Origin of the sequence: Pedobacter aquatilis (genome assembly GCF_030409415.1) — a bacterium.
GTDB classification, from domain to species: Bacteria; Bacteroidota; Bacteroidia; order Sphingobacteriales; family Sphingobacteriaceae; genus Pedobacter; species Pedobacter aquatilis.
In genome coordinates this window covers 45,779-69,510 of sequence record NZ_JAUFPW010000004.1, presented here as the reverse complement: position 1 = coordinate 69,510, position 23,732 = coordinate 45,779, and the positions used below count along the sequence as shown (strand labels likewise).

Genomic DNA, 23,732 nt, shown 5'->3' with positions numbered 1-23,732 from the left:
GCTACACAAACCCTACAAAGCTTGATTTAAACAGACAAAGCACTACTTTAGGCACTACATAAGCACTACTACACAAGCACAATATATTGATTATTAGACGTTTAAAAATTACGTACATCAATATAAAAAAAAGATTAATTAAGGTTAATTTACCGCATTTTTAGACCTTGAAATCTCGATAAGGAACTCATAAAGATTAATATCAGGTTTTAATTTTAGCTTTTTTCTTAATCGATAGCGGCCAACTTCAACTGCTTTTATGGTAACGTTCATGAGTTGAGCCATTTCTTTCGATGATAAATTCATGCAGAGGTAAGCACAAAATTTTAAATCATTCTGGCTTAGATCAGGGTATTGATCCTTCAGCTTATTAAAAAACTCCGAATTAACATTATTAAAGTGAATACTTAAATGGTCGAGTTCTTGATCTTTCTTTTCAACTTCCTTAATCAATCTAACCAAGTGCCTGAAACTTGGTGAATTTTCAGTTATAGCATCATCCTGATTTTTGATTACGCTTGAAATGACTTCTTTAATTTTAGCCAGAACCTTCCCCCTTTGCACCAAATGCATAGTCATTGTAGATAATTCCTTATTTTTATAGGTTACATCAGCTTCAAGTTTTTCGTTTTGAAGGCGTACAATTTCCTTCTCCGTTCTATCTAATTCAAGCTGGTGCATATAACTCATGCGTTCCTGCTCCTTGTTGTGTTTTTTCTTTTGCCATCTAATTAATAACCTTAGCAACAATGCAAAAATTATCAAGTAAGTAATTTTCATCCAAATGGTACTATACCAAGCGGGCAATACAATAAAACTATAGCTTACAACATCAGATTGGTTACCAGCATCTGTTCTGGCTTTAACATTAAAAGTATATTTACCTGCCGGAAGATTGGTATAATCTTTTTCACTTTTAACATTCCAGGTAGACCACTCACCATCAAAACCAACTAATTGATAGCTAAATTTGGTATTTTTTTCGTGCTCAAATAAGGTAGATGAAAATTCAAAATGAATAGAATTTAACTCATTATTATACTCAGGAAGTTTTGAAACATCCTGTTTAGAAATCAACGAGCCATTTTTCACAAAATATCCACCAAAAACCAAACTATCTTTTTTACCAAGTAATTTAGCCAAACCAATTACAACTGAGGGCTTGGTAATATTTTCTACGTATTTTTCATAATTAACATGGTAAGCACCTTTATTTGCACCGATAAAAACATTTTCAGTATCCAATGGATAAATAGATTCAAAGCCACCAACAACTTTTCCATCAAGCTCAGGCAAATAATAAATACTGAAAGCATTTGCTCCCGATGGCTTGTGAAAATCTACTATACCAACTTTTTTATTGCTTACAAACCATATATTGCCTTCATTGTCCTCTTTTAAATATTGAATTGGAACTCCATTTAAGGCAGTGCCAAACATTTTAAATTTTATAAAGTGCTTTCTTTTCTGATCGTATTCGTAAATACCATCAATAGTGGCAATAACAACTCTGTTTTTTATACGGTAAACGTAGTTGTATAACTTAAAGGGTAAGCCACTATTTTGACCAAAGAGTGTATTTTTTATTACCTTTTTCTTATCAGGAGATAATTCGAATTTATATACGCCATGGTATGGATGCGAGGCCCAGATGTTATCCTCATTATCAACTACAATAAACCTCAGGGTTTCAGAAATGCCATCTATTTTACCGCCATTAGTAAAACTTCCGTTAGCGAAATTAATTTTCTGCAAGCCTAAATAAGTTCCGGCTAAAACATCTTTTGCAGGGAAAACACTTTCTAAAGACTGGAACATCCATGTTCCGGGCAATGCATAAACCTGTGCTGCTGAGTTTCCATTAATAATAGAAACGCCATCCTCATGCGCCATCAGTAGCTGGTTATTAATTTCATTTAAACCCCAAACTTGCCCTTTTGTATTTTTTACCTCTTCAAAATTGGCTGCAGATAAACTCAAATCTTGAGCATTTTGGTTAATTTTAGAAGTGTAAAGGCCATTTGATGTGCCTATGTAAATATTCTGATTAATTTTTCTGAAGGCATAACTGGTAACCTGCTTGTTTCTATCCGGAGAGATACTTTTTACGGCACTGTTAATGGCAACGTAAGCTATACCGTCATCTAAGGCCAACCACATATTTTTATCTCTATCGAGCAGTATTCCTCTTACGTTATTGTTTTGCAAGCCCTCTTTATAATTGTATTTCTGTAGTGCTTCACCATTTTTATTCATCAAATAAACACCGCCCGATGTGGTACCAACGGCGTATAAATTTTTATTTATTTGAGACGCGAAGAAAATCCTATCATTAAAAAATACATTATCCAACTTGGTTTTCATTGGGATAAGCTGGTTGTTATAAATCAGGAAGAAACCTTTTTTAAGTGTAGAAACGATTAAAGTATCGCCATTATATGAAGAAATCGAACTGATTGAAGTTTGCTTTAATACATCGTCGGTACAGAAAGGCTTCCATATTTCTTTATCATATACCAGTAAACCTTCGTACCTCGATTGAGCAAAGATTTTATTATTGGCTTTTCCCAGAAAAGACCAGGATTCGTTTGGTTTATAGGCTTTAATTACATCATCTTTATAATGTAAAACGATGTTAACTGAACGAAAGAAAACCTCATCATTAATTATTGAAATATCCCATATATCTGCAATCTTCCGAAGGTTCTCGGGTACAAGATGTACTAACGATGTGTATTTTAAAATCCCCTGCCCATCAGGAAAAAAGTAGCCAATCTCATCTTGTGCACCAACATATATTCTGTTCTTCGAATCGATGCCTAAAGAGCGAACAGATGTAAAATTTGGTAAACGATAGATATTCCAGTAACGCCCATTAAAAGTTAATAAACCCTCATTATTACCGAAATATAAAATGCCATTTTTATCTTGCTGAACGTCCCAATTTTGAACGCCACCATTATACTGTTCGTTATTATAATTTACAACCTGCGGAATGCCGAGTAAATCTTGTGCGCATACGACTTTAAAAATTAAAAAAAAAGGGATTACGAGAAGTAAAAATTTCTTCATGGTTAGTTAGGAAGGATCTTATACAATATTAAATATATAAAATTTATTTCGCTAACCTTGATTTCTACATGCTGACTATTTTATCAGATATGGTTTCACAGCTTTTTTCCAAATGGCATAGCCATCCGGATTCATGTGAAGCATATCACCAACGTAAAGTTCTGTTCTGCCTTTTCCATCTTTCAGCATCGAAGGAAAGATATCAATATAAGCTGTATTTTTTTCTCCTGATAAAAATTTTTTAATCAAGGCATTTGCACCGATTGCTTTATCGCGAAATTTATCTCTACTTGGACTAGGTTTTATAGAAATGTAGGCAATTGGCACGTTTGGTAATTTAGCTCTGATAGATTTATACAAATTTATGGTTCTGTTTAAAACCGTATCGGCATTAACGTTATCGTTAACAATATCGTTTTCGCCAACGTAAATAATAATCTGACGAGGGTTATATGGAAAAACGATATCGTTTAAATATCGTGTAATATCGTTAACCACTGCGCCACCAATACCTCTGTTCAGCGCATTGTATTTTGCAAAAACCTGTGTTAAATCATCCCATTTTCTTATCGAAGAACTACCAATAAACAACACAGGATTTACTGGTGGTTTAAACATTTGGTCGTATTTTTTTATGGTTTGTACATCATCCCAAAAAGGTGGCTTATTTTGCGCAAAAGAATTTAGAACGATTAATTGAGCGAAGAATATGAGGATGATGTATTTTTTCATGCTAGCGGATTTTAATTTGAACTTGCAAGTTTGAAAATCCATTTGTATTTAACAAGTTTTGCGTTGTAATTTAAGCGTTGCTAAAAATTCTAATTTTATTCATCATTTCGAGGCACGAAGCAATCTATGCGCATAAAGATTGCTTCGTGCCTCGCAACGACGTTAAGAGTAATTGTTAATTCCTCAAAACTTTGCTTATGTCCTCGGTTAAATTCTTAACTTTTTTATAGCTTTCTAAAGAATTATGTACTTTATCAAATTCCAGTTTTAGGTTTCCCTCAGTTGCTTTTATGTGAAATTTTTCTCCTGAAGTTAAGCTTACAGTTGCATCTACAAATTGATCCAAAGGCAATTCATTATTAATTTCCTTCTGAAAAAATGTTTCGAGTTTGTCGGTTTTACTTACTGGGTAAGTTGCCTCAAAGGCAAAAGTTGTTTTGGTATCACTTGTTTTTAAACTCAAGTTCGAATTATTATTTCTGCAACCAAAAGTTAAAACCACTAAAAGGCAACTCAGGCAATAGGTTAAAGTTTTCATATCTATTAATTTAAATTTCTAGGGTTTAATTACCGCCTGCTCTGCCTTTCATGTCATCGGTAGCGGTATTTCTTGTTCTTGCCGATTTTACATTCTGGTTTCCAAAGTTGTAACTGATGCTAAAGTTTGCCCTTCTACTCGTGTATCTGTTCGAAACCCGAAGGTTAACATTTTGATATTCTAACTTACCTTCCCAACGGTTGGTTAGGAAAATATCATCCATATTTAACCTTAATTTCAGCTTCTTATTTAGCATACTTTTTTGAATACCGGCATTTACAGCATATTGAGAAATTGTGGTTTGCTCAACTCCAGAAACTCTTGGCGAATTGTACCAAAAACTAATCTCGGCGTTAAAGTTTTTGGCCAGTGTAAATTGCTGTGTAGAGTTAAAGTTGTACGCAACTTTAGATGAAAGGAAAGGCGCACCTTCTAAGTTCCCATCTTGGAATTTATTGTAATAAACACTTGCGTTGTTTTGCATATTCCACCATTTAACAACTTTTATGGGAAAGTACACGCCCGCAGAATAGTTTTGAGCTCGCCCTAAATTCTGGCGGATAACATTTACAATTCTGGTTACTTCATCCTGCTGACTAATCTGCGTTATCATATCCCTGGTATCAGAATAATTTAAAGAAAACGATAACTGTTTATAACCATAAGAAACTTCAAAATTATCGGTAAATTGTGGTTTCAGGTATGGATTTCCCTGGTCTATCGCGTATGGGTCCATGTAAAATGCAAATGGATTAAGCTGCTGATAATTTGGTCTATCAACACGGCGGCTATATGAGTAGCGGATATTATTGTTTTCGTTAATTTTCTGGTTTAAGAAAACTGTTGGAAACAACGATAAATAATTTCTATCAACCTCTTTATTGCTGGTTACAGAATTTCCGTTAGAATGGGTATGTTCTGCTCTTAAACCAAGTTGAATTTGCCATACTTTCCATTCTTTAGCAAAATTTACATAAGCCGCATTGATGTTCTCCTTGTAAATAAAATTATTTGATTTACCCAAATCATTTTGCCAGTTGCCCGATAAAAATTGTTCTGATAAAAAATCATTATCGGTTACTACGTAACTGCTTTTTAAACCAGTTTCAACCTTCGTGGTTTTATTAATTGGAAGGGTTAAATCCGTTTTTGCGGCAAAAATATCAATATTCGCATCCGTATTATTTCGTAACAAGGTGGCGTTTGTTTGTTGTCCGGCCTGGTTTAAATAGCGAGCATCAAATTGCTCATCTCTCTTATTATTGAAATTTGAATAATCGGCATCGAAAGTGATGTTTTTACCTGTTTTATTAAAATCATGTTTAATATTAAAATTGGCTGTAAAATTATTTGCCGGAGATTTCGAGTAGGCATTTTGCAACACAGAATTTGAACTTGCAATGTTAGATTGTACCTCTCTAATGAAAGTATTGCTAAAATTATCCAGTTTGGTATTCACGGTATTTGCATCAACCATTACGCCAAAAACAGTTTTTTCTGATGCGTAATAATCTGCACCGAGTTTACCCTGAAAACCTACACCTTTATTTTTCCTTTCAAAATCCTGATTAAAAGCACTCGACAAACCATTAGCAAAAGTTGTTCTATCAACAACAGTATTGTTGTAATTCGATTTTCTAGCAACAGCACCATTTCCAAAAATGTTCCATTTTCCCTCACGGTGATTTAAGTTCAAGTTAACGCCTGCACGAACTAAATCTGTTGGAGAATCGGGCATGATTCCTTGTCCGCCATTAATGGAAACCGTTCCGTTAGTACCGTAAGCCTTATTTCTTTTTAGTTTGATATTGATAATTCCGGCATTTCCAGACGCATCATACTTTGATGATGGATTGGTTATCAGTTCGATGGTTGCGATTTGGTCGCTGCTCATATTACTCAACAATGTTGTGATATCAGCTCCCGATAAAAAATTGGTTTTTCCATCAACCATAATGGTAACACCGGTTTTATTGTTCAATTTTATCTGCTCGTTTTGTCTATCAACCTGCACGCCTGGTGCCTTTTCTAAAACATCTAAAGCGGTACTTCCTGATGATACAATGCTACTTTCAACGTTTAAAACTGTTTTATCAATTTGATGCTCAACAAAAGGCTTTTTTGCGGTAATGCTAACCTCTTTTAACTGTTTAACATTGCTTTCAACTGTTATGGTATGCAACCTCAAATCGTTAAGCAAGGCAAAACTTGCTGTTTTCGTGGTCTTGTAACCAACCATCGAAACAGATAATAGATAATTGCCAGATTTTAATCCATCTAATAAAAATTCTCCATCAACATTGGTAGAACCGCTCTTAACTATCACTGTATCAGGAGAATTTAAAACTCTTACGGCGGCAAAAGGTAAAGCCTGACCTTTTTCATCAATAACTTTCCCAGAAAGCTTATTAATTTTTTGGGCAAAGGAAACCCCACATGCTAAAAAGCATGCAATTAGCGTAAAAAATATTTTCATGGTTTTTGAAGCTTTGTGGAGATTTACGAAGCGTTGAAGTTTTTGCCTGTAACTTCGTAAATCTCTAAATGTGTTTTCGATTAATTACCCAAATTTTCTTCGGTATTTATGCCTAACTCTTCTTTGACTGCTTTAATTCTATTTGAAATAGAGTCTTGATAAACAGTATCTGTCGTTTTATTTTTTTGCAACGACTTCAAGTCGAGCAACTCATCATTTAATTTTTGCTTCTGTAGAATCTCTTCTTTTAATTGAGCCAAGCACCTTAAACCATCTTCAGTCATTATCCAAGTGCTGTAATCGTTGTTATCATTTTCCTTTTCCTCACAATCCCATGCACCATAGGTGTTTATGTAGCGGTTTGCATCATGCATCAAAATGATTTTGGTGCCTACCGGAATTTTCAGCTTTAACCAAACTTCTTGATTTCTCCAGGTTGTACCTTTATTTAACTGGAATCTTGGATTGAAAATTAGTTTATCATCGCTTTGCGAAAAACTGTAATTAATGCTTTGTGCATTTTGCAATGCCAACTGAAAGGTTTTACCCTGCGATTCGTAAGTTTGGGTTAACGTTGCCTTCCCTTCAGTTTTTTCTATTGATATTCTTACGAAGTTTGGCATTCTGAAAGGATGGTCTTCAAAATCATCCACTACAATTTGGTTTTTATAATTGCCTTCGATGTGATAAGCAATACTATCCTCCTTACTAAAAAACTTACTTTTATCAATATCAATGGTATAAGTTGCAAAGCTTTTCAACTCGGTTGATTGCGTAAGTTCAGCATGTTCTTTAAACTCTGATGAAATTTTTGCAACGTAATAACCTGTACCAGCAACACCAGCAAGCCAAATAATCAGCAATGCAAAAGATAATGTTTTATTTATAGCTTGTTTGTTAAAAGCCACCCTAATCGAAAACAGCACCAAGGCGAGTAAAGGAATAAAAAGTGTAATAAATGCCCAGAAAAGGATTACACCTCTGTAGCTCTCGCTAACAATTGAAAAGGGGAATAAATCGTAAACACTTGAATCTAAAAAGCCCATAAACGCTGCTGTTGAAACAATTAGCGCCAACATCATTCCGGCACCGAAAACGATAATAAAGCCTGCTATAACTTTAAAAATTACCTTTCCAGTACCTGAGATAAAACTTCCTAACCAATCAAAAAATTCGCCGATAACCATTCCAAATCTTGAAATTAAAGGTTGTGCATGTTTATTAGCTTCCGCTAAACGCTCCTTAACAGATTGTAATTCTTCATCAAGGTTTCTTTGAAAACCCTGTAAATTTGCAGGTTCGCCTTTCATCTCCATTTTCTCAATTCGAGATTGCGCTTTCGGCATAATTATCCATAAAATAACGTAAACCAAAATACCCGAACCACCTAAAAAGGCAATTAAGAACATGGCTATTCTAATCCATTTTACATCAAAGTTTAAATAGTGTGCTATACCTGCGCAAACGCCTGCAATCACACGGCTATCCATGTCGCGGTACAATTTTTTATCTGTAGCTTGTTGCTGAAAGCTGGTATTAATTACGGGTTCTTCATTGCCTTCTTCAACAGCGTCAAAATCCTGTACCCTACCCATTTGGCCAATTACGAAGTTTACATTTGAAGCATCAACAACTTGCTTTTTTTGCTCTTCCATTTGCTCGGTTAGCAATTCAGCAATGCGGTTTTCTATATCGGTTACAATTTCCAAATCATCAGCATGATTAGAAAAATGTTGCTTTACTTCGTTTAAATAAGCTTTTAAAAGCTCGTAGGCACTTTCTTCAATGTGTATGATGGTGTTGCCTATATTTATGATGATGGTCTTTTCCATTTCTTTGCGGTTTTAAATTTTTACGATTTGGCGCCTTGTTGCGAAACGCCAACAGCGTAAGCCAGTTCTTGCCAGGTTTGGTCGAGTTGAGATAAAATTCCTCTACCATCGTCAGTTAATGTATAATATTTGCGTGGAGGCCCTGAGGTAGATTCTACCCAGTTGTAGCTTAATAAACCGTTGTTTTTAAGCCTGGTTAATAATGGATATAAAGTGCCCTCAACCACCAAAAGCTTTGCCGACCTTAGTTCAGCAATAATATCCGAGGCATATATTTCTCCTCTTGCGATGATTGATAAAACACAGTATTCCAGAATTCCCTTCCGCATTTGTGTTTGCGTATTTTCTGCTATCATAATACAAAGATATATGTTTTAAATTGTACTATGCAATACATAGTACTAAAATAAATTACATTTTATCAGTATAATACTGATAATCAGTTATATAATTTTTATTTATGATTTTTTATTTTTATAGATTTCAAGTTTTTTTATTTTTTTGGAAAGCAAATTCAGTAGTTCTTCGGATGATTTAGCCCCGCTTTCGCCTATAGTCCCGATGAAAAATCGGGAGCTATTTGGCTTAATCGGGTTTAGGTAACCCGGGTCTTTGCAAGGAATTTAGAGTACACACGCCAGGATAATAAAGCGGCTGGTTTGGCATACAAAATTGAAACGCTTTTTAGGTTAGGCTTATCGTCATTCCCTACTTGGTAGGGAATCCTAAAGCATTAACTCTAATTAAAGCATTAAGATTCCCGCATACGCGAGAATGACGAGGTGGTTAGTTAGGCGTTTAAACTAGAGCGCTTGGTTTTTAGGCATTTTAGTTTTCCAACTAGCAAGTCCCCATCACAAAATCTTCGTTCGACTTAAATCGGCCTAACATCCCGTACGTACGGGATTGGGTATGTACTGTAAAAGCCTAACCACTAACTTTAATACACTTTCAGCCGGCAATTATGTATTTTCATTAGATTATGTTTTTCCATTGTGCTCAAGCTAGTCTTTTGTTGTCAAAAGAAAAAAGCTCTTCCGGCTTGGACAAATATTAAAATCATTGCTAAATGTTAGCATATTTAAAAGATTTCTTGGCTGCGCTCGAAATGACGGGGCGGTTAGTTTAGCGCTTAACTTTCCAACCAACAGGTCCTCACCACAAAATATTTGTTCAACTTAAATTGGCCTAACAAAGTTTCAGAAACTCAAGAAAAAAAAACGGAAAACATTTAACCAAAACAGCTACAAATACGATAGATTTAATATATTTTGGTAATTTTGCAGTTCGATAACTTGTTTTCATGAAAAAATCTATTGCCAGCATAGTTGCTGAAGCAAACCAACAAGGCGAAGGTTCATTAAAAAGAACTTTAGGGCCAATAAATTTAATTTTAATAGGCGTTGGTTTAACATTAGGTGCTGGCTTATTTAGCATTACAGGTTTGGCGGCAGCAAATCATTCTGGTCCGGCGGTAACGCTTTCTTTTGTTATAGCAGCTTTAGGTTGTGGTTTTGCAGCGTTATGTTATGCAGAATTTGCATCGATGATTCCAGTTGCGGGTAGCGCTTATACTTATTCATACGCAACTATGGGCGAGCTTTTCGCCTGGATAATTGGATGGGATTTAGTGTTGGAGTATTCAGTTGGCTGCGCAACCGTTGCTATTAGCTGGTCGCAATATTTAACCAGATTTTTAGGTAGTTTAGGTATTTATCTACCACCACAACTAACCTTATCACCTTTTGAAACTGCAAAACTTGCCGATGGAACTACGGTTAATGGTATTGTAAATATTCCTGCGGCACTAGTTGTCGTGTTAATGACAGCAATATTAATTAGGGGCACAAAAGGGTCGGCAATTGTAAATGGTATCATCGTGTTTTTAAAAGTTGGTGTGGTTTTGGTTTTTATAGCACTTGGTTGGCAATACATCGACCCGGCAAATTATCATCCTTATATCCCTGAAAATACCGGCACTTTTGGTCAGTTTGGTTGGAGTGGTGTTTTACGTGGTGCAGGCTTGGTATTTTTTGTATTCATTGGTTTCGATGCCGTTGCAGCATCAGCACAGGAAACTAAAAACCCTGCAAGAGATTTACCAATCGGTATTATTGGTTCCTTATTGGTTTGCACCGTTTTATTCGGATTGTTCGGCCATGTGATGACAGGCTTGGCCAATTACAAGGATTTTGCAAACAGCGGTGCACCAGTTGCCATCGCCATTGAAAAAACGCCATATGGCTGGTTAAGTCAGGCGATAATTTTAGCTATTTTAATCGGTTACACTTCCGTTATTTTGATTGACTTAATGGCACAATCTCGAATGTTTTATTCGATTAGCAAAGACGGCTTATTACCCAAGATTTTCTCTGAAGTTCATCCAAAATTCAAAACGCCATGGAAATCGAACATGATGCTTTGTGCTTTCATCGGTTTATTTGCTGCATTTGTACCTATTAATGTTGTAGGTGAAATGACAAGCATTGGTACCTTGTTAGCCTTTTTAATGGTTTGCGTTGGTATTTTAATCCTGCGTAAAACCGACCCAGATGCCAAACGTCCTTTCAGAGTTCCGTTGGTTCCATTAATTCCAATATTGGGTATTTTAACTTGCATCGCAATGATGGTTTTCTTGCCATGGGAAACCTGGTTGAGGCTTGCCGTATGGTTAATAATTGGTTTAGCCATCTATTTCTGGTACGGAAAAAAGAATAGCAAAATATCTTCAATGGAAGAAATAGAAAATGAGAGTACTATTACCAACTAAAACCATTTGTTTAACTTTTAGTACAACCTTATTTTCAAAGAGATAACACAAAAATACATCTAATTTCATTTAATAAACAAAAAAGCACAAGTTATCCACAATTTAACATCAATGACTTTTTTTGGCTTAGGATTTGCCTCTAAATTAATAACCTATAAAAACATTTCCTATGATTATTAAATTAGACACATCTGCTTTAAGGTTAGTAAGACCAAAAGAAGAAAGAGCCGAAAAAATTGCAACTCCTTTAACAAGAGCACAATGGATTAATGCGGATAGAATTGTGATGGCCGTTATGTTTGCTGTAATAATCATTGGTGCAATAGTTTTTTAAGCATTGGGCAGGCTAAAAATCCTCCCAAATCAAGTCTTTATTTATCATTGCCCCAGCCATCGAACCTGCAGCAGTTGCCGCAGCCAAGCTTCTAAACATTGTGGTACAATCTCCAGCAGCATAAACGCCATAATTAGTAGTTTTTTGAAAAGCATCGACAACGAGCAATCCGTTCTGATTTATTTCGCAATTTAGTTTAGCATATATATCGGAATGTTGAACCATTTTTGGCTTCGCATAAAGCGCCGCTAGATTCAACTTTTCCCCATTTTGGAAAACAATATTGTTTAAATAACCATCTTGATGTTGAATAGCAGATAGTTTAGTTTCAATTATTTTTATTGACTTGGATTTTAGTAATGAAGACTGTTCTTCAGTTAATTGAGATAAACCGTTTGTTAGAAGTGTTACATCATTATTCCAATGATGAATCATTTTAGACATATCAAAGGCCATATCTCCATTTAATAAGATGCCAACTTTTTCATCTTTTACTTCATAACCGTGGCAATAAGGGCAGTGTATAACCGAAATTGCCCAACATTCCTTAAAGCCAGGAATTTCAGGCAAAACATCCATTAAACCAGTGGCCAGCAAAATTTTTCTTGAAGTAAAAATACTTTCATCTGCTAAAGTCACTTCAAATCTATTATTAAATTCCTTCGCAGAAATTGCTTCACCATCAATAAATTTAACCGTTGGGTATGTTAAAACTTCGGCTTTCGCTATTGCTGAAATTTCTGAGGGCTTATCTCCATCATGAGTTAAAAAATTGTGCGAATGCGGTGTTTGCTTATTGCATGGTTTATTTGAATCGATTATCAAAACATTTCGTTTGGCTCTACCCAAGGCTAAGGCGGCAGATAAACCGGCATAACTGCCTCCAATAATTATTACATCGTATATCATGTTCATTTTTTTTCAAAAATACGAAATAAAATAGCAAATGCAATTGTGTTGCATTTAATTACTGTCATTTCTTTTTTTTAAAAATAGTTGCCTTGATGAAATGTTTATAGTAATAGCGCTCCTCTATGATTTGGTAATGATGATTAAAAAAGTAAGGCTTCATCTCAATTAAGTGTGACGTTTGAATCATTCTAAAAAATCGAAAGAAAAGATACATCGATTTTAGCAAGAGAGCTTTCCACCATCTGCCGGTATGATGCTCGAGAGTAAAATCAACTAAAAACCATTTGCCATTATCTTTTAACAAATGATTCAATTGGAAGAAAACCAATTCAGCCTGCTTTGATGTAAAGTTATCAAATAGAAAAGGTGTTAAAATAATATCAAAAGAATTGTCTGTGCTAAACTCTTCGATTGGTAGATTAACAAATTCGACGATGTTGTTTTTACAATTTCTGGCCTGAGAGAGCAAAATCATTTTGGCTGAAAGTTCTACATATACAATTTTTAAACCTGAAGAATGAACTTTTGACAATTCTTCTAAAATCCACCCTGTGCCACCGCCAGCAATTAAAATTGAGCTATTGGCAGGGATATAATTTAGCTGATTAATCTGTGCGTTAACTTGGGCTTTAGCAAATATCAACCTACTTAATGCATCATATTGTGTAGCGATTTTATCGTAGTTATTTGCCAAAACTTAAAAATTGAAAGTTAAACCATAACTATTTTACAAATTGCATACCTATTATTCCACAAATGGCTTTAAATAGAATTAATCCATCTATCACCATCAAATAATATAAAATATTTTTACGGCGATGCATGGAATAAGCCACATAAATAGTTAATACAAACGGTAAAATATTAAAGAAAACCTGAGGAGAGCCAAAGCCTTTGTAGTAGGCAAAAATGCCTAAAGAGGCCAACCCGATTAGCAATAACGGGATTAAAATATTGAAAATTGTTCGACGTAATCCGTATCTTACAACAAAGGTTCTTAAGTGCCTGTTTGAATCTGTTGGATAGTCCTTAATATCGAAAATAATCGCATTTACGGTACAGAACATCCAGTTTTTGATAAAAAGCCATGTCCACAGAACAGAATCATGATAACCAATGCCTGTTTCAATTTTTAACATAATTAAAGGTAAAACGTTAGCACAGCAAGCCCATACAAATCCAATTACAAAAGCTTTTAACCAACCTGTGTTTCTAAGGTTAAATTTGATGAAAGATTTGGGCAATAATCCATAATATAAAACCCCGGCTGTAATAATAATCAGGATTGCAACCCAATAGTTGAGGGGGAGTTTTAGAATATTATAAAAGTTTTGATATAATAAATTGATGGCTAAAACCATGCAAAGCAGAAACAGAATAGTCTGGCTCCAATTTATAAAGGTTTTGTGTTTATAATACCATTGATTTCGAGGATTTGTACTTGACGGAACAGTAGAAACATTATTGTAAGCATAGGTATAATAAATTATTGGTGCCAGAAATAACAAGAGAAAATAATTAACTGAATTATAGGGTAAGCGCAACTGCTGGGTGGCCTCTAAAGTTAATGCAACGGCCAAAATGCCCACAAAATAGTTTCCAAAAAAAATAAACCTGATGATTTTATTTAGCATTTAAGGCAAGGCATTTCTTGAAACGCAATTTCGGATATATAAATGAAAAAGCATCAGCCAAAAATTATTTATTCATAGTGCTTAGACAAGCTGAGCATGACAATAGTAGAAATGTTATTCAAAAAATCGAAGTATAAAAAAAGCATCCCAGTTTTCTTAGAGGCTTTCGTGTGGGAAATGATCTCGATTATTAAATCGGAACAAACCTCCCGACTGAAATGTCGGGATGCTATGAATCAGCTGAGTTAATTTCAGTAAAAATAAAAGCCTCTCAGTTTCCTGAAAGGCTTTGTGTGGGAAATGAGGGGTTCGAACCCCCGACCCCCTCGGTGTAAACGAGGTGCTCTGAACCAGCTGAGCTAATTTCCCATTTATTTAAAGGATTGCATTATGTGATAAAAAAACCTTTCAACTCCTTGAAAGGTTTGTGTGGGAAATGAGGGGTTCGAACCCCCGACCCCCTCGGTGTAAACGAGGTGCTCTGAACCAGCTGAGCTAATTTCCCTTTCCTTTTGGGAATGCAAATATAGCGCTATAATCTTGTTTCGCAAATCTTTTTTATTTTTTTTCAGCTAAGCAAAGTTTCCAGTATTTTATGCGATTGTACTTCGCCAAATGAGGCCGTATGTAAGGTATAGAAAACCAATATCTTATCTAATAAAAAGCGACGTTGAGTATTACTCATTTTTATATCAGAAATTTTTTCAAGCGGTGTATTAAACAGCGCTATAAAGCCTAACGCATCTTCCAATTGCAAATAATTGGTATGAATTGGCGTTCTGGATAAAAACTCTCCCTCTTGCAAATCGAAATAAACCTGGTCAGTTCTTCTTTTTTCGTTAGGGGAAAAACCCAGAAACCGTGTCAATTTAAGCAGAAACGACAGGTGAAAGTTTGGGTTAAGTTCTTCACTTTCATCAAACCAAGCTATAGCACTAAATATGTAATCGAATATGCCCTCATCAGCAGATTGCTGACGAATACTTTTATACAATACTTCATTTAAGAAAATCACAATGCTTGTTTTTACAATATCGTAAGGTATTGTTTTAAATACAGGCACCTGGCGAACCTCCGAAATTCGCTGGATATTAGTATTTGCTTTATGGTAAACAACCATATCCAGCAAATGCAAAGCCTGTAGCATATTCATCTTAACCCTTGCTTTTGGCTTTTTTACACCATTAATCAGGTAAGATTGCATCCCAAATTTATCGGTAAAAACCTGAACAATTACACTACTTTCACTGTAATTTGTGGTTTTCAATACTATACCCCTTACCTTATGCAACATGTTAATCAAACAATTTTTTCAAAAGTATGTTATTTGTGCAAATTTAATTGCGCAAAAAATCATTCTGATTTTATAAATAAGATTAGTTTTGCCGTTATCATTATAATTTAAAACTAGATTACACATGTGGGTTAAGCTATCCAGGTTTATTCTTCAGAACCGTATTGCAATTATTTTATTTTTTGTACTTGGAACGATTTTCATGGCTTACCAAGCCAAAAACGTTAAGCTATCTTATACCGGAAGCAAGATTTTACCCGTTACTGATAGCGCTTTTATAAAGTACAATAATTTCAAAAAAACCTTCGGAGAAGATGGTAGCGTAATGGTTATCGGTATTCAATCGCCAGCCATTTTTAAAAAAGAAACCTACAATAAGTGGGTTCAGCTTTCTAATGATATTCAGAAACTTAAGGGCATTAAAGCCGTTTTATCATCGGGTAAAATTTTTCAATTGGAGAAAGACACGGTTGAGCAAAAATTTGTTTTAAAGGCAATTCCCAACGGATTGGTAAATTCGGATGCGGAAATGGATTCCATTAAAAGTACTTTATACAATACCCCATTTTTTGAGGGTTTAGTTTACAATAAACAGAATGCCACTTTGATGGCCATTACCTTCGACACTAAAATTTTAAACACTGCCGAACGTAATCCGATATTAAAGGAAATAGAAGCAAAGGCCAAGGCATTTCAAGAAGACACGAAAATTCAGGTTCACATTTCAGGCTTACCATACATCCGTACGGCAGTGAGCAAATTAGTTAGTAATGAGTTTGTGCTTTTTTTAGGTTTATCCATCCTGGTATCTGCATTAATTTTATTAATTTTCTTTAAAAAGTTCTATGCGGTTTTCTTCCCTATTCTGGTGGTAATCATGGGCGTAATCTGGAGTATCGGAACTTTGGTTTTATTCGGTTTCGAGCTAACCATTTTAACTGGATTAATTCCGCCGCTAATTGTAATTATCGGCATTCCAAATAGTATTTTATTGTTGAACAAGTACCAAAATGAATTAAGAAAAGGCATTTCGAAAGAAAAAGCATTAAGCGTTACTATTGAAAGAATTGCGGTTACCACTTTAATCGCGAACATTACTGCAGCAATTGGTTTTGGCGTTTTATATTTTACAGGTAGTGAGTTATTGATGCAATTTGGTAGTGTTGCGTCGATAAATGTAATGATTACCTGGTTGATGTGTTTATGCTTAATCCCGATTATCTTCAGCTACTTGCCTGCTCCAAAACTTAAAGCCCAAACACATGTTGAGGAAGGATTTTTACATCAGATTTTAGTTAAAACCGATAAGCTTGTTCAACAAAAAAGCGGCCTAATTTACGTTGCCACGATTGTGATTTCAATTATCGCCTTTATAGGTGTAATGAAAATCAATGTGAATGGTTATGTGGTTGATGATTTACCAAAAAGCTCGACTATTTTAGCCGATTTAAAATTCTTTGAAAAAAACTTTGAAGGCATCTTACCTTTAGAAGTTAGTGTGGATACCAAGAAAAAGAATGGTGTTTTCAACTTAACTAATCTGAAAAGAATGGAAAAGATGGAAAAAATGATTTCATCCTATCCGGAATTTTCGCGTTCTATTTCGGTTAATATGGGTTTGAAATACGCTACGCAAGCTTTTTATAATAATGATTCTACGTTTTTCCGCCTGCCGGATAATATGGAGAAAAACTTTATTCTGGCTTATATTGCCAGCGGCGGTAAAGGTAATGCAAGCTTGTTAACCAATTTTGTAAGCAAGGATAATCAAAGCACAAGAATTAGTTTCCAAATGGCTGATGTAGGCTCGAAACGTTTAGATGCAATTATGGCCGAGCTTAAACCAAGAATTGATAGCATTTTACCTCCCGAAAAATTCGATGTTGAGCTAACTGGTTCTAGTGTAATTTTCTCGAAAGGAACGGATTACATGCTTAAACATTTGTTTGAAAGTATTGGCTTGGCGATTGTGTTAATTTCGCTTTTACGTTTGGCCCAATTTAAAAGTTTAGGCATCATGTTTATTTCTTTATTACCGAATATTGTTCCGCTAATTATTACAGCTGGAATTATGGGCTATTTTGGAATTTCGCTAAAACCATCAACCATTTTAATTTTCACAATTGCCTTCGGTTTAGCATCAGACCAAACCATATATTTCTTAACCCGCTATCAGCAAGAACTGAATTTAACCAATTTTTCTGTACCTAAAGTGATTACAGATACGATTACGGAAACAGGCGTAAGCATGACGCATATTGCATTAATCTTATTCTTTGGCTTCGGAATTTTTACAGCATCTACCTTTGGCGGAACTGTTGTTTTAGGTTTGCTCTTATCGATAACCTTATTTGTAGCCTTGATTTTTAACCTGACTTTGTTACCTGCCTTGGTTTTGTGGTTGGATAAAAAGAAAGTTAGAAAAGTAGTATCTGATGAAGAATCGGCAAAGAATGCTGGTGAGTTTGACCATTAATAGCTGCGAATTTTGAGCTCGTAGTATGAACATATTGCCCATGATTTTAATCGTGGGCTTTTTTATTGGCAATTTGAGGGAAGCAGGTTTCAGTATTTTATTCAAGCTTAAGTTAATTAAACCTGATGGTAGCGTGCACGAGCGAAATTTTTCATGGAGCGAGTAAAGCGAACAGCAGGACGAACGCTAAAATGAAATACAGGTTTTACTTTTCAAATGTTTCTCATAACCATATAATTTAAGAAAATATAAACCCGCAATTTAGAAACTGAGCTTGAATGCAATAATATTTGTAAAATGGTAAAATAAAATCTATTCGGCAGCTGGCTTCTGTTCTTCTCCATCAACCGGAACTTCTACAGTTGGGTCGGTTAGAATTTCTGCCTGACCATCGCCATCATTTTTGGCGAAAAGAATAGGATATAACATCCAAAATGCGCCAACCATAACCAAAACACCCGATAGAATTTGCATATAGCGGGCCCAACTTACTTCGTTAGCGGCTAAAATTCGGTATGCAATAAACGAAAGCACACCAAGAATTAGTATAAAAACGGCTTTCTGCAACTTAAATAACTTTATCATGGTAGGTTTCTTTTTAGTTTGATGATATGAACTAAAACAAAGATGAGTCCAATTAGTTCTAGCAGGCCGCAGAAATAAAATGCGTACAGCACAAAATCGCGATTGGATGAATTTATTACCGCCACTATGGGTAAGGCAATTACGGCCAAAACCATCAGTATTAAACCTATATTAAATAATTTCACATTAAAAGTATTTACATCTAAACTACCAAATTTGAGCGAAAAACTTTAACTTTGCATCCTTTAATTTTTTGAGGTACTTGATTGATGTATAGCGAATTTAAACAATTAGACCTTGCCAAAATAGGGCAAGAAATACTGGATTTTTGGAAAGAAGAAAACATATTTGAAAAGAGCATTTCTTCTCGTCCGAAATCTAACCCGTTTACCTTTTACGAGGGACCACCATCTGCCAATGGCATGCCGGGGATTCACCACGTAATGGCTCGTGCTATAAAAGATATTTTTTGCCGCTACAAAACAATTAAAGGTTACCAGGTTAAAAGAAAAGCTGGTTGGGATACGCATGGCTTGCCTGTTGAATTGGGTACCGAAAAAGAACTAGGTATTACCAAAGAAGACATCGGCAGAACCATTTCTATCGAAGATTACAACGAAGCTTGTAAAAAAACAGTAATGCGTTACACCGATGTGTGGAACGATTTAACTGAAAAGATGGGCTATTGGGTGGATATGGACGACCCATATATTACCTACAAATCGAAATACATGGAATCGGTTTGGTGGCTTTTGAAACAGATTTACGATAAAGGTTTAATCTATAAAGGTTACACCATTCAGCCTTATTCGCCAAAAGCCGGAACGGGTTTAAGTTCGCATGAGGTAAACCAACCAGGTGCTTACCGCGATGTTACCGATACAACTATTGTTGCGCAGTTTAAAGCGTTGGCAGACACTTTGCCAGCTTTTTTACAAGCCTTTGGCGATGTTTACTTGATGGCATGGACCACCACACCGTGGACTTTACCATCGAATACGGCTTTAACTGTTGGACCAAAAATTGACTATGTTCTAGTTAAAACTTTTAACCAATATACATTTTTACCAACCAACGTAATTTTAGCTAAAAACCTGGTTGGCAAACAATTCAGTAAAATTTTCTTTGAAAGCAATGAAGCCGAAGATTTTACAAACTTTAAAGCTGGCGACAAAAAAATACCATATCAAATTATTGCAGAGTGTAAAGGAACTGATTTGGTTGGCATTAAGTACGAACAACTTTTAACTTACGCTTTACCACACAATAATCCGGAAAATGCTTTCCGCGTTATTGCCGGAGATTTTGTGACTACCGAAGATGGTACTGGTATTGTGCACACTGCCCCTACTTTTGGTGCAGATGATGCTAAAGTTGCCAAAGAAGCGGTGCCAGAAATACCGCCAATGCTGGTATTAAATGATAACGACGAATTGGTGCCTTTGGTAGATTTACAAGGAAAATTTACCAAACATGTTGGTCCGTTTGCGGGCAAATATGTTAAAAATGAATATTACGAAGCTGGTGAAGCACCTGAAAAATCGGTTGATGTAGAGCTTGCCATTTTACTAAAGGAAGAGAATAAAGCTTTTAAGGTAGAAAAATACGTACACAGTTACCCACACAGCTGGAGAACTGATGAACCGCTTTTATATTATCCTTTAGACTCTTGGTTTATTAAAGTTACGGATGTAAAGGACAGAATGTTCGACCTTAACGAAACCATTAACTGGAAACCAAAAGCTACTGGCGAGGGTCGTTTCGGTAACTGGCTTAAAAATGCTAACGATTGGAATTTATCGCGTTCGAGATATTGGGGCATTCCTTTACCAATCTGGAGAACAGAAGACAAAAAAGAAGAAGTTTTAATCGGCTCGGTTGAAGAATTGTATATCGGCATCGAAAAATCTATCGCAGCTGGCTTCCAGAAAGAAAATCCTTTTAAAGGTTTTGAAATTGGAAACATGAGCGAAGATAATTATGATTTAATCGATTTGCATAAAAACGTGGTTGATAAAATTGTTTTGGTTTCTCCATCGGGCAAACCGATGCACCGCGAAAGCGATTTAATTGATGTTTGGTTCGATTCTGGCGCAATGCCTTATGCACAATGGCATTATCCGTTCGAAAACAAAGAAACCATTGATGCAAACCAGGATTTCCCTGCAGATTTTATTGCCGAAGGCGTTGACCAAACCCGTGGTTGGTTTTACACTTTACATGCCATTTCTACATTGGTTTTTGATAAGGTAGCATATAAAAATGTGGTTTCTAATGGGTTGGTATTGGATAAAAACGGACAGAAAATGTCTAAACGTTTAGGCAACGCTGCTGACCCTTTCCAAACCATTAACGAGTACGGAGCAGATGCCACACGTTGGTATATGATTTCGAACGCAAACCCTTGGGATAACTTAAAATTTGACATTGAAGGCATTGCAGAGGTTCGCCGTAAATTCTTCGGAACGCTTTACAACACTTATGCTTTCTTTGCCCTATACGCAAACATCGATAAGTTCGAAATCGATAAAAATAACTTAAGCAAGGTTGAAGACAGAACGGAGCTAGACCGTTGGATTTTATCGTTGTTGCAAAACTTAATTAACGAAGTTGATGAAAGTTACAATACTTACGAACCTACTAAGGCAACCCGTGCCATCCAAAATTTTGTTGATGAACACTTAAGTAACTGGTACATAAGGTTAAGTCGCCGCCGTTTTTGGAAAGGCGAAATGACCGATGATAAACGTGCCGCTTACGAAACACTTTACACTTGTTTAGAAACTTTAGCACAGCTGATGAGTCCTGTTGCGCCATTCTTTGCCGATTGGTTATACAGAAACTTAACAGTTACCGATAAAACTGCAGCACAGTCTGTCCATTTAACATTGTGGAAGGAGGCTGACCAAAGCTTAATCGACAATGATTTGAATGAACGCATGGTTTATGCTCAGGATATTTCATCGATGGTTTTATCGCTACGTAAAATTTCAAAAATCAACGTTCGCCAACCATTAGAAAAAATCTTAATCCCATCTTTAAATGGCGATTTCGAGCAAAAAATTTCAAAGGTTGCCGATTATATTCTTTCAGAAACGAATGTTAAAAACATCGAGTTTATTACCGATACGCATGGCATCGTTAAGAAAAAAGTGAAACCTAACTTTAAGGCTTTAGGCGCAAAGGTTGGCAAAAGCATGAAAGCCGTTGCCGATGCAATTAATAATTTCACTCAGGAAGATATTGCAACTTTAGAAAAAGAAGCACAAATTAATATCGTAACCGATGCAAAACTTGGCGAAAGTATTTCATACGATGTGCAACTTTCTGATGTAGAAATCATTGCCGAGGATATTCCAGGATGGCAGGTTACAAATTTGGGCAGCTTAACTGTTGCTTTAGATGTAACCATTACCGAGGCACTAAAGCAAGAGGGAATTTCTCGCGAGTTGGTTAACAGAATCCAGAATTTACGTAAGGAACTAAACTTCGAGGTAACCGATAGAATTAAGGTTTCTTTACAAAATGATAATCTGGTAAGCGATGCAGTTGCTAAAAACAAGGCATACATTTGCGCAGAAATTTTAGCCGATGAACTAGAATTAACAGATACTGTAACTAATGCAAACAAAATCACTATAGATGATGTTGAGTTAAGCATTTCAGTAACTAAAATATAAATCCATATATTAGAAAACTAAATTAAAAGCATGGAAAATAATAACAAAACTCGCTACTCAGACAGTGAACTTCAAGAATTTAAAGAATTAATTCAAGATAAATTACGCATGGCGAAAGAAGAACTTAATGCATTAACTTCATCATTAAGTAATCCAAACGCAAATGGTACAGAAGATACATCAGGCGCTTACAAAACATTAGAAGATGGTTCTGCTACAATGGAAAAAGAGCAAATCAATCAATTAGCTGCTCGCCAGAAAAAGTTTATCGATAACTTAGAAAATGCTTTGGTTCGCATCGAAAATAAAACCTACGGTATTTGCCGCGAAACTGGCAAATTAATTCAAAAAGAACGTTTACGTGCTGTTCCACACGCTACATTAAGCATGGAAGCTAAATTAAAACAGAATTAATGAAAGGCTATACAAAACCTTTATTAGTTATCTTTTTGGTTTTACTTGCCGACCAAGCACTTAAAACATGGATTAAAACCAACATGTACCTGGGTCAGGAATTCAATATTATTGGTAAATGGTTTATCATCCATTTTACCGAAAATAATGGTATGGCCTTCGGTATGGAGTTTGGCGGTGAGTTTGGAAAGCTGGCTTTATCATTATTTCGTATTGCTGCCGTTGTTGGCATTGGTTATGGTTTGCATTATTTAATTAAGCATAAATACCACCGCGGATTGATTATTAACGTTGCTTTAATTTTTGCAGGCGCATTGGGCAACATCATCGATTCGGTATTTTACGGTAAAATTTATGGCTACGAAACCTGGTTTCATGGTAGAGTGGTCGATATGCTGTATTTCCCAATCGCACAAGGGCATTTCCCAAGTTGGATTCCAATATGGGGCGGCGATGAATTTGTATTCTTCCGCCCGGTTTTTAACCTTGCCGACGCCGCAATTTCGGTTGGCGTAATTCTTATCCTAATCTTCCAGAAAAACTATTTTAAAGAAGATGTAAAGGATGAAGTAAGCATCAACAGCGAAATTGTAGAAGACTAAGAAGCTTACGATTTTAGATTTACGAATTACGATTAAAATTGCTAGTTCTAAATAAAATTTAATGCCTGTCTCTTAATTGAGATAGGCTTTTTTTATACCTACGTCGGTCGTCACTGCGAGGTACAGCTTGCTCCGAGGATTCGGAGAAGCAATCTTTACATTCTAATTTATTAAAATAGTATCAGTCCAAAGGAGATTGCTTTGTGCCTCGCAATGACGAGTGTAATATTTTTTTGAAAAGCAAAATTCTACTAAAATCAACGTCATTCCCCGCTATCCTTTCTGCCAATGAGGCTTTTACTCCAACAATCTTTGGTGTAAAAAACGAAGAAAGAGGTACACGCATTGGCATTCATACTATCGGGTTTATTAACTTTGGCT

Annotated in this window: 17 protein-coding genes and 2 tRNA genes; 6 read left to right on the top strand and 13 right to left on the bottom strand. The window is 35.6% G+C overall.

From position 1 onward, the window contains the following. Nucleotides 1-144: 144 nt before the first annotated feature. From QWY86_RS00740 to QWY86_RS00715, 6 genes are all read right to left on the bottom strand, one after another. Entirely contained in the window at nt 145-3,072 is a 2,928-nt protein-coding gene (locus tag QWY86_RS00740) for a triple tyrosine motif-containing protein (RefSeq protein WP_290237583.1), read from the bottom strand. 75 nt (nt 3,073-3,147) lie between these two features. After that, nucleotides 3,148-3,804, bottom strand: a complete 657-nt coding sequence (locus tag QWY86_RS00735; RefSeq protein WP_290237581.1) for a GDSL-type esterase/lipase family protein — start codon at nt 3,802-3,804, stop codon at nt 3,148-3,150. Nucleotides 3,805-3,979: 175 nt separating this feature from the next. Then, on the bottom strand, nt 3,980-4,342 hold the full coding sequence (locus QWY86_RS00730; RefSeq protein ID WP_290237579.1) for a hypothetical protein: 363 nt from the start codon (nt 4,340-4,342) through the stop codon (nt 3,980-3,982). Nucleotides 4,343-4,367: 25 nt separating this feature from the next. Continuing rightward, a complete protein-coding gene (locus tag QWY86_RS00725) occupies nt 4,368-6,818 on the bottom strand; it encodes an outer membrane beta-barrel family protein (RefSeq protein WP_290237577.1) in 2,451 nt (816 codons plus the stop codon). 80 nt (nt 6,819-6,898) lie between these two features. Continuing rightward, nucleotides 6,899-8,650 carry a PspC domain-containing protein gene (locus tag QWY86_RS00720; protein ID WP_290237575.1) on the bottom strand — a complete coding sequence of 584 codons (1,752 nt, stop codon included), beginning with the start codon at nt 8,648-8,650 and terminating at the stop codon, nt 6,899-6,901. Nucleotides 8,651-8,670: 20 nt separating this feature from the next. Beyond that, the gene (locus QWY86_RS00715) at nt 8,671-9,006 is read right to left on the bottom strand and encodes a PadR family transcriptional regulator (RefSeq protein ID WP_290237573.1); all 336 of its coding nucleotides are present in this window, start codon (nt 9,004-9,006) and stop codon (nt 8,671-8,673) included. A gap of 947 nt (nt 9,007-9,953) precedes the next feature. Here QWY86_RS00715 and QWY86_RS00710 point away from each other — a divergent pair. Together QWY86_RS00710 and QWY86_RS00705 are read left to right on the top strand one after the other, a co-directional pair. Beyond that, entirely contained in the window at nt 9,954-11,420 is a 1,467-nt protein-coding gene (locus tag QWY86_RS00710) for an amino acid permease (protein WP_290237571.1), read from the top strand. Nucleotides 11,421-11,589: 169 nt separating this feature from the next. Next, nucleotides 11,590-11,754: a hypothetical protein gene (locus QWY86_RS00705; protein WP_290237569.1), complete on the top strand. Its 165-nt coding sequence runs from the start codon at nt 11,590-11,592 to the stop codon at nt 11,752-11,754. Nucleotides 11,755-11,766: 12 nt separating this feature from the next. On the opposite strand, the gene QWY86_RS00700 is transcribed toward QWY86_RS00705, so the two are convergent. The 6 genes from QWY86_RS00700 to recO all read right to left on the bottom strand — a co-directional run bounded on the left by QWY86_RS00700 (nt 11,767) and on the right by recO (nt 15,594). Continuing rightward, nucleotides 11,767-12,669, bottom strand: coding sequence for an NAD(P)/FAD-dependent oxidoreductase (locus QWY86_RS00700; RefSeq protein WP_290237567.1), 903 nt, complete (start codon nt 12,667-12,669; stop codon nt 11,767-11,769). Between the two features lie 58 nt (nt 12,670-12,727). Next, complete coding sequence (locus QWY86_RS00695) at nt 12,728-13,360, bottom strand: class I SAM-dependent methyltransferase (protein WP_290237564.1); 633 nt, start codon at nt 13,358-13,360, stop codon at nt 12,728-12,730. A gap of 28 nt (nt 13,361-13,388) precedes the next feature. After that, entirely contained in the window at nt 13,389-14,300 is a 912-nt protein-coding gene (locus QWY86_RS00690; protein WP_290237562.1) for a UbiA prenyltransferase family protein, read from the bottom strand. 294 nt (nt 14,301-14,594) lie between these two features. After that, nucleotides 14,595-14,669, bottom strand: a tRNA-Val gene (locus tag QWY86_RS00685). Nucleotides 14,670-14,730: 61 nt separating this feature from the next. Continuing rightward, nucleotides 14,731-14,805 (bottom strand) — tRNA-Val (locus QWY86_RS00680). Nucleotides 14,806-14,868: 63 nt separating this feature from the next. Further along, nucleotides 14,869-15,594: a DNA repair protein RecO gene (recO, locus tag QWY86_RS00675; protein ID WP_290237560.1), complete on the bottom strand. Its 726-nt coding sequence runs from the start codon at nt 15,592-15,594 to the stop codon at nt 14,869-14,871. A 124-nt stretch (nt 15,595-15,718) separates the two neighbouring features. On the opposite strand from recO, the gene QWY86_RS00670 reads away from it, so the two are divergent. Beyond that, a complete protein-coding gene (locus QWY86_RS00670; protein WP_290237559.1) occupies nt 15,719-18,070 on the top strand; it encodes an efflux RND transporter permease subunit in 2,352 nt (783 codons plus the stop codon). A gap of 312 nt (nt 18,071-18,382) precedes the next feature. On the opposite strand, the gene QWY86_RS00665 is transcribed toward QWY86_RS00670, so the two are convergent. Next, nucleotides 18,383-18,655, bottom strand: coding sequence for an isoleucyl-tRNA synthetase (locus QWY86_RS00665; protein WP_290237557.1), 273 nt, complete (start codon nt 18,653-18,655; stop codon nt 18,383-18,385). A 269-nt stretch (nt 18,656-18,924) separates the two neighbouring features. Here QWY86_RS00665 and ileS point away from each other — a divergent pair, with 269 nt between their 5' ends. From ileS to QWY86_RS00650, 3 genes are read left to right on the top strand one after another with little or no spacing between them, the layout of a single operon-like run. Beyond that, on the top strand, nt 18,925-22,335 hold the full coding sequence (gene ileS, locus QWY86_RS00660; RefSeq protein ID WP_290237555.1) for an isoleucine--tRNA ligase: 3,411 nt from the start codon (nt 18,925-18,927) through the stop codon (nt 22,333-22,335). Nucleotides 22,336-22,365: 30 nt separating this feature from the next. Next, on the top strand, nt 22,366-22,749 hold the full coding sequence (locus QWY86_RS00655) for a TraR/DksA family transcriptional regulator (RefSeq protein ID WP_290237554.1): 384 nt from the start codon (nt 22,366-22,368) through the stop codon (nt 22,747-22,749). Further along, a complete protein-coding gene (locus QWY86_RS00650) occupies nt 22,749-23,351 on the top strand; it encodes a lipoprotein signal peptidase (protein WP_290237552.1) in 603 nt (200 codons plus the stop codon). The genes QWY86_RS00655 and QWY86_RS00650 overlap by 1 nt, the downstream gene beginning before the upstream one ends. The last annotated feature ends 381 nt before the right edge of the window (nt 23,352-23,732 follow it).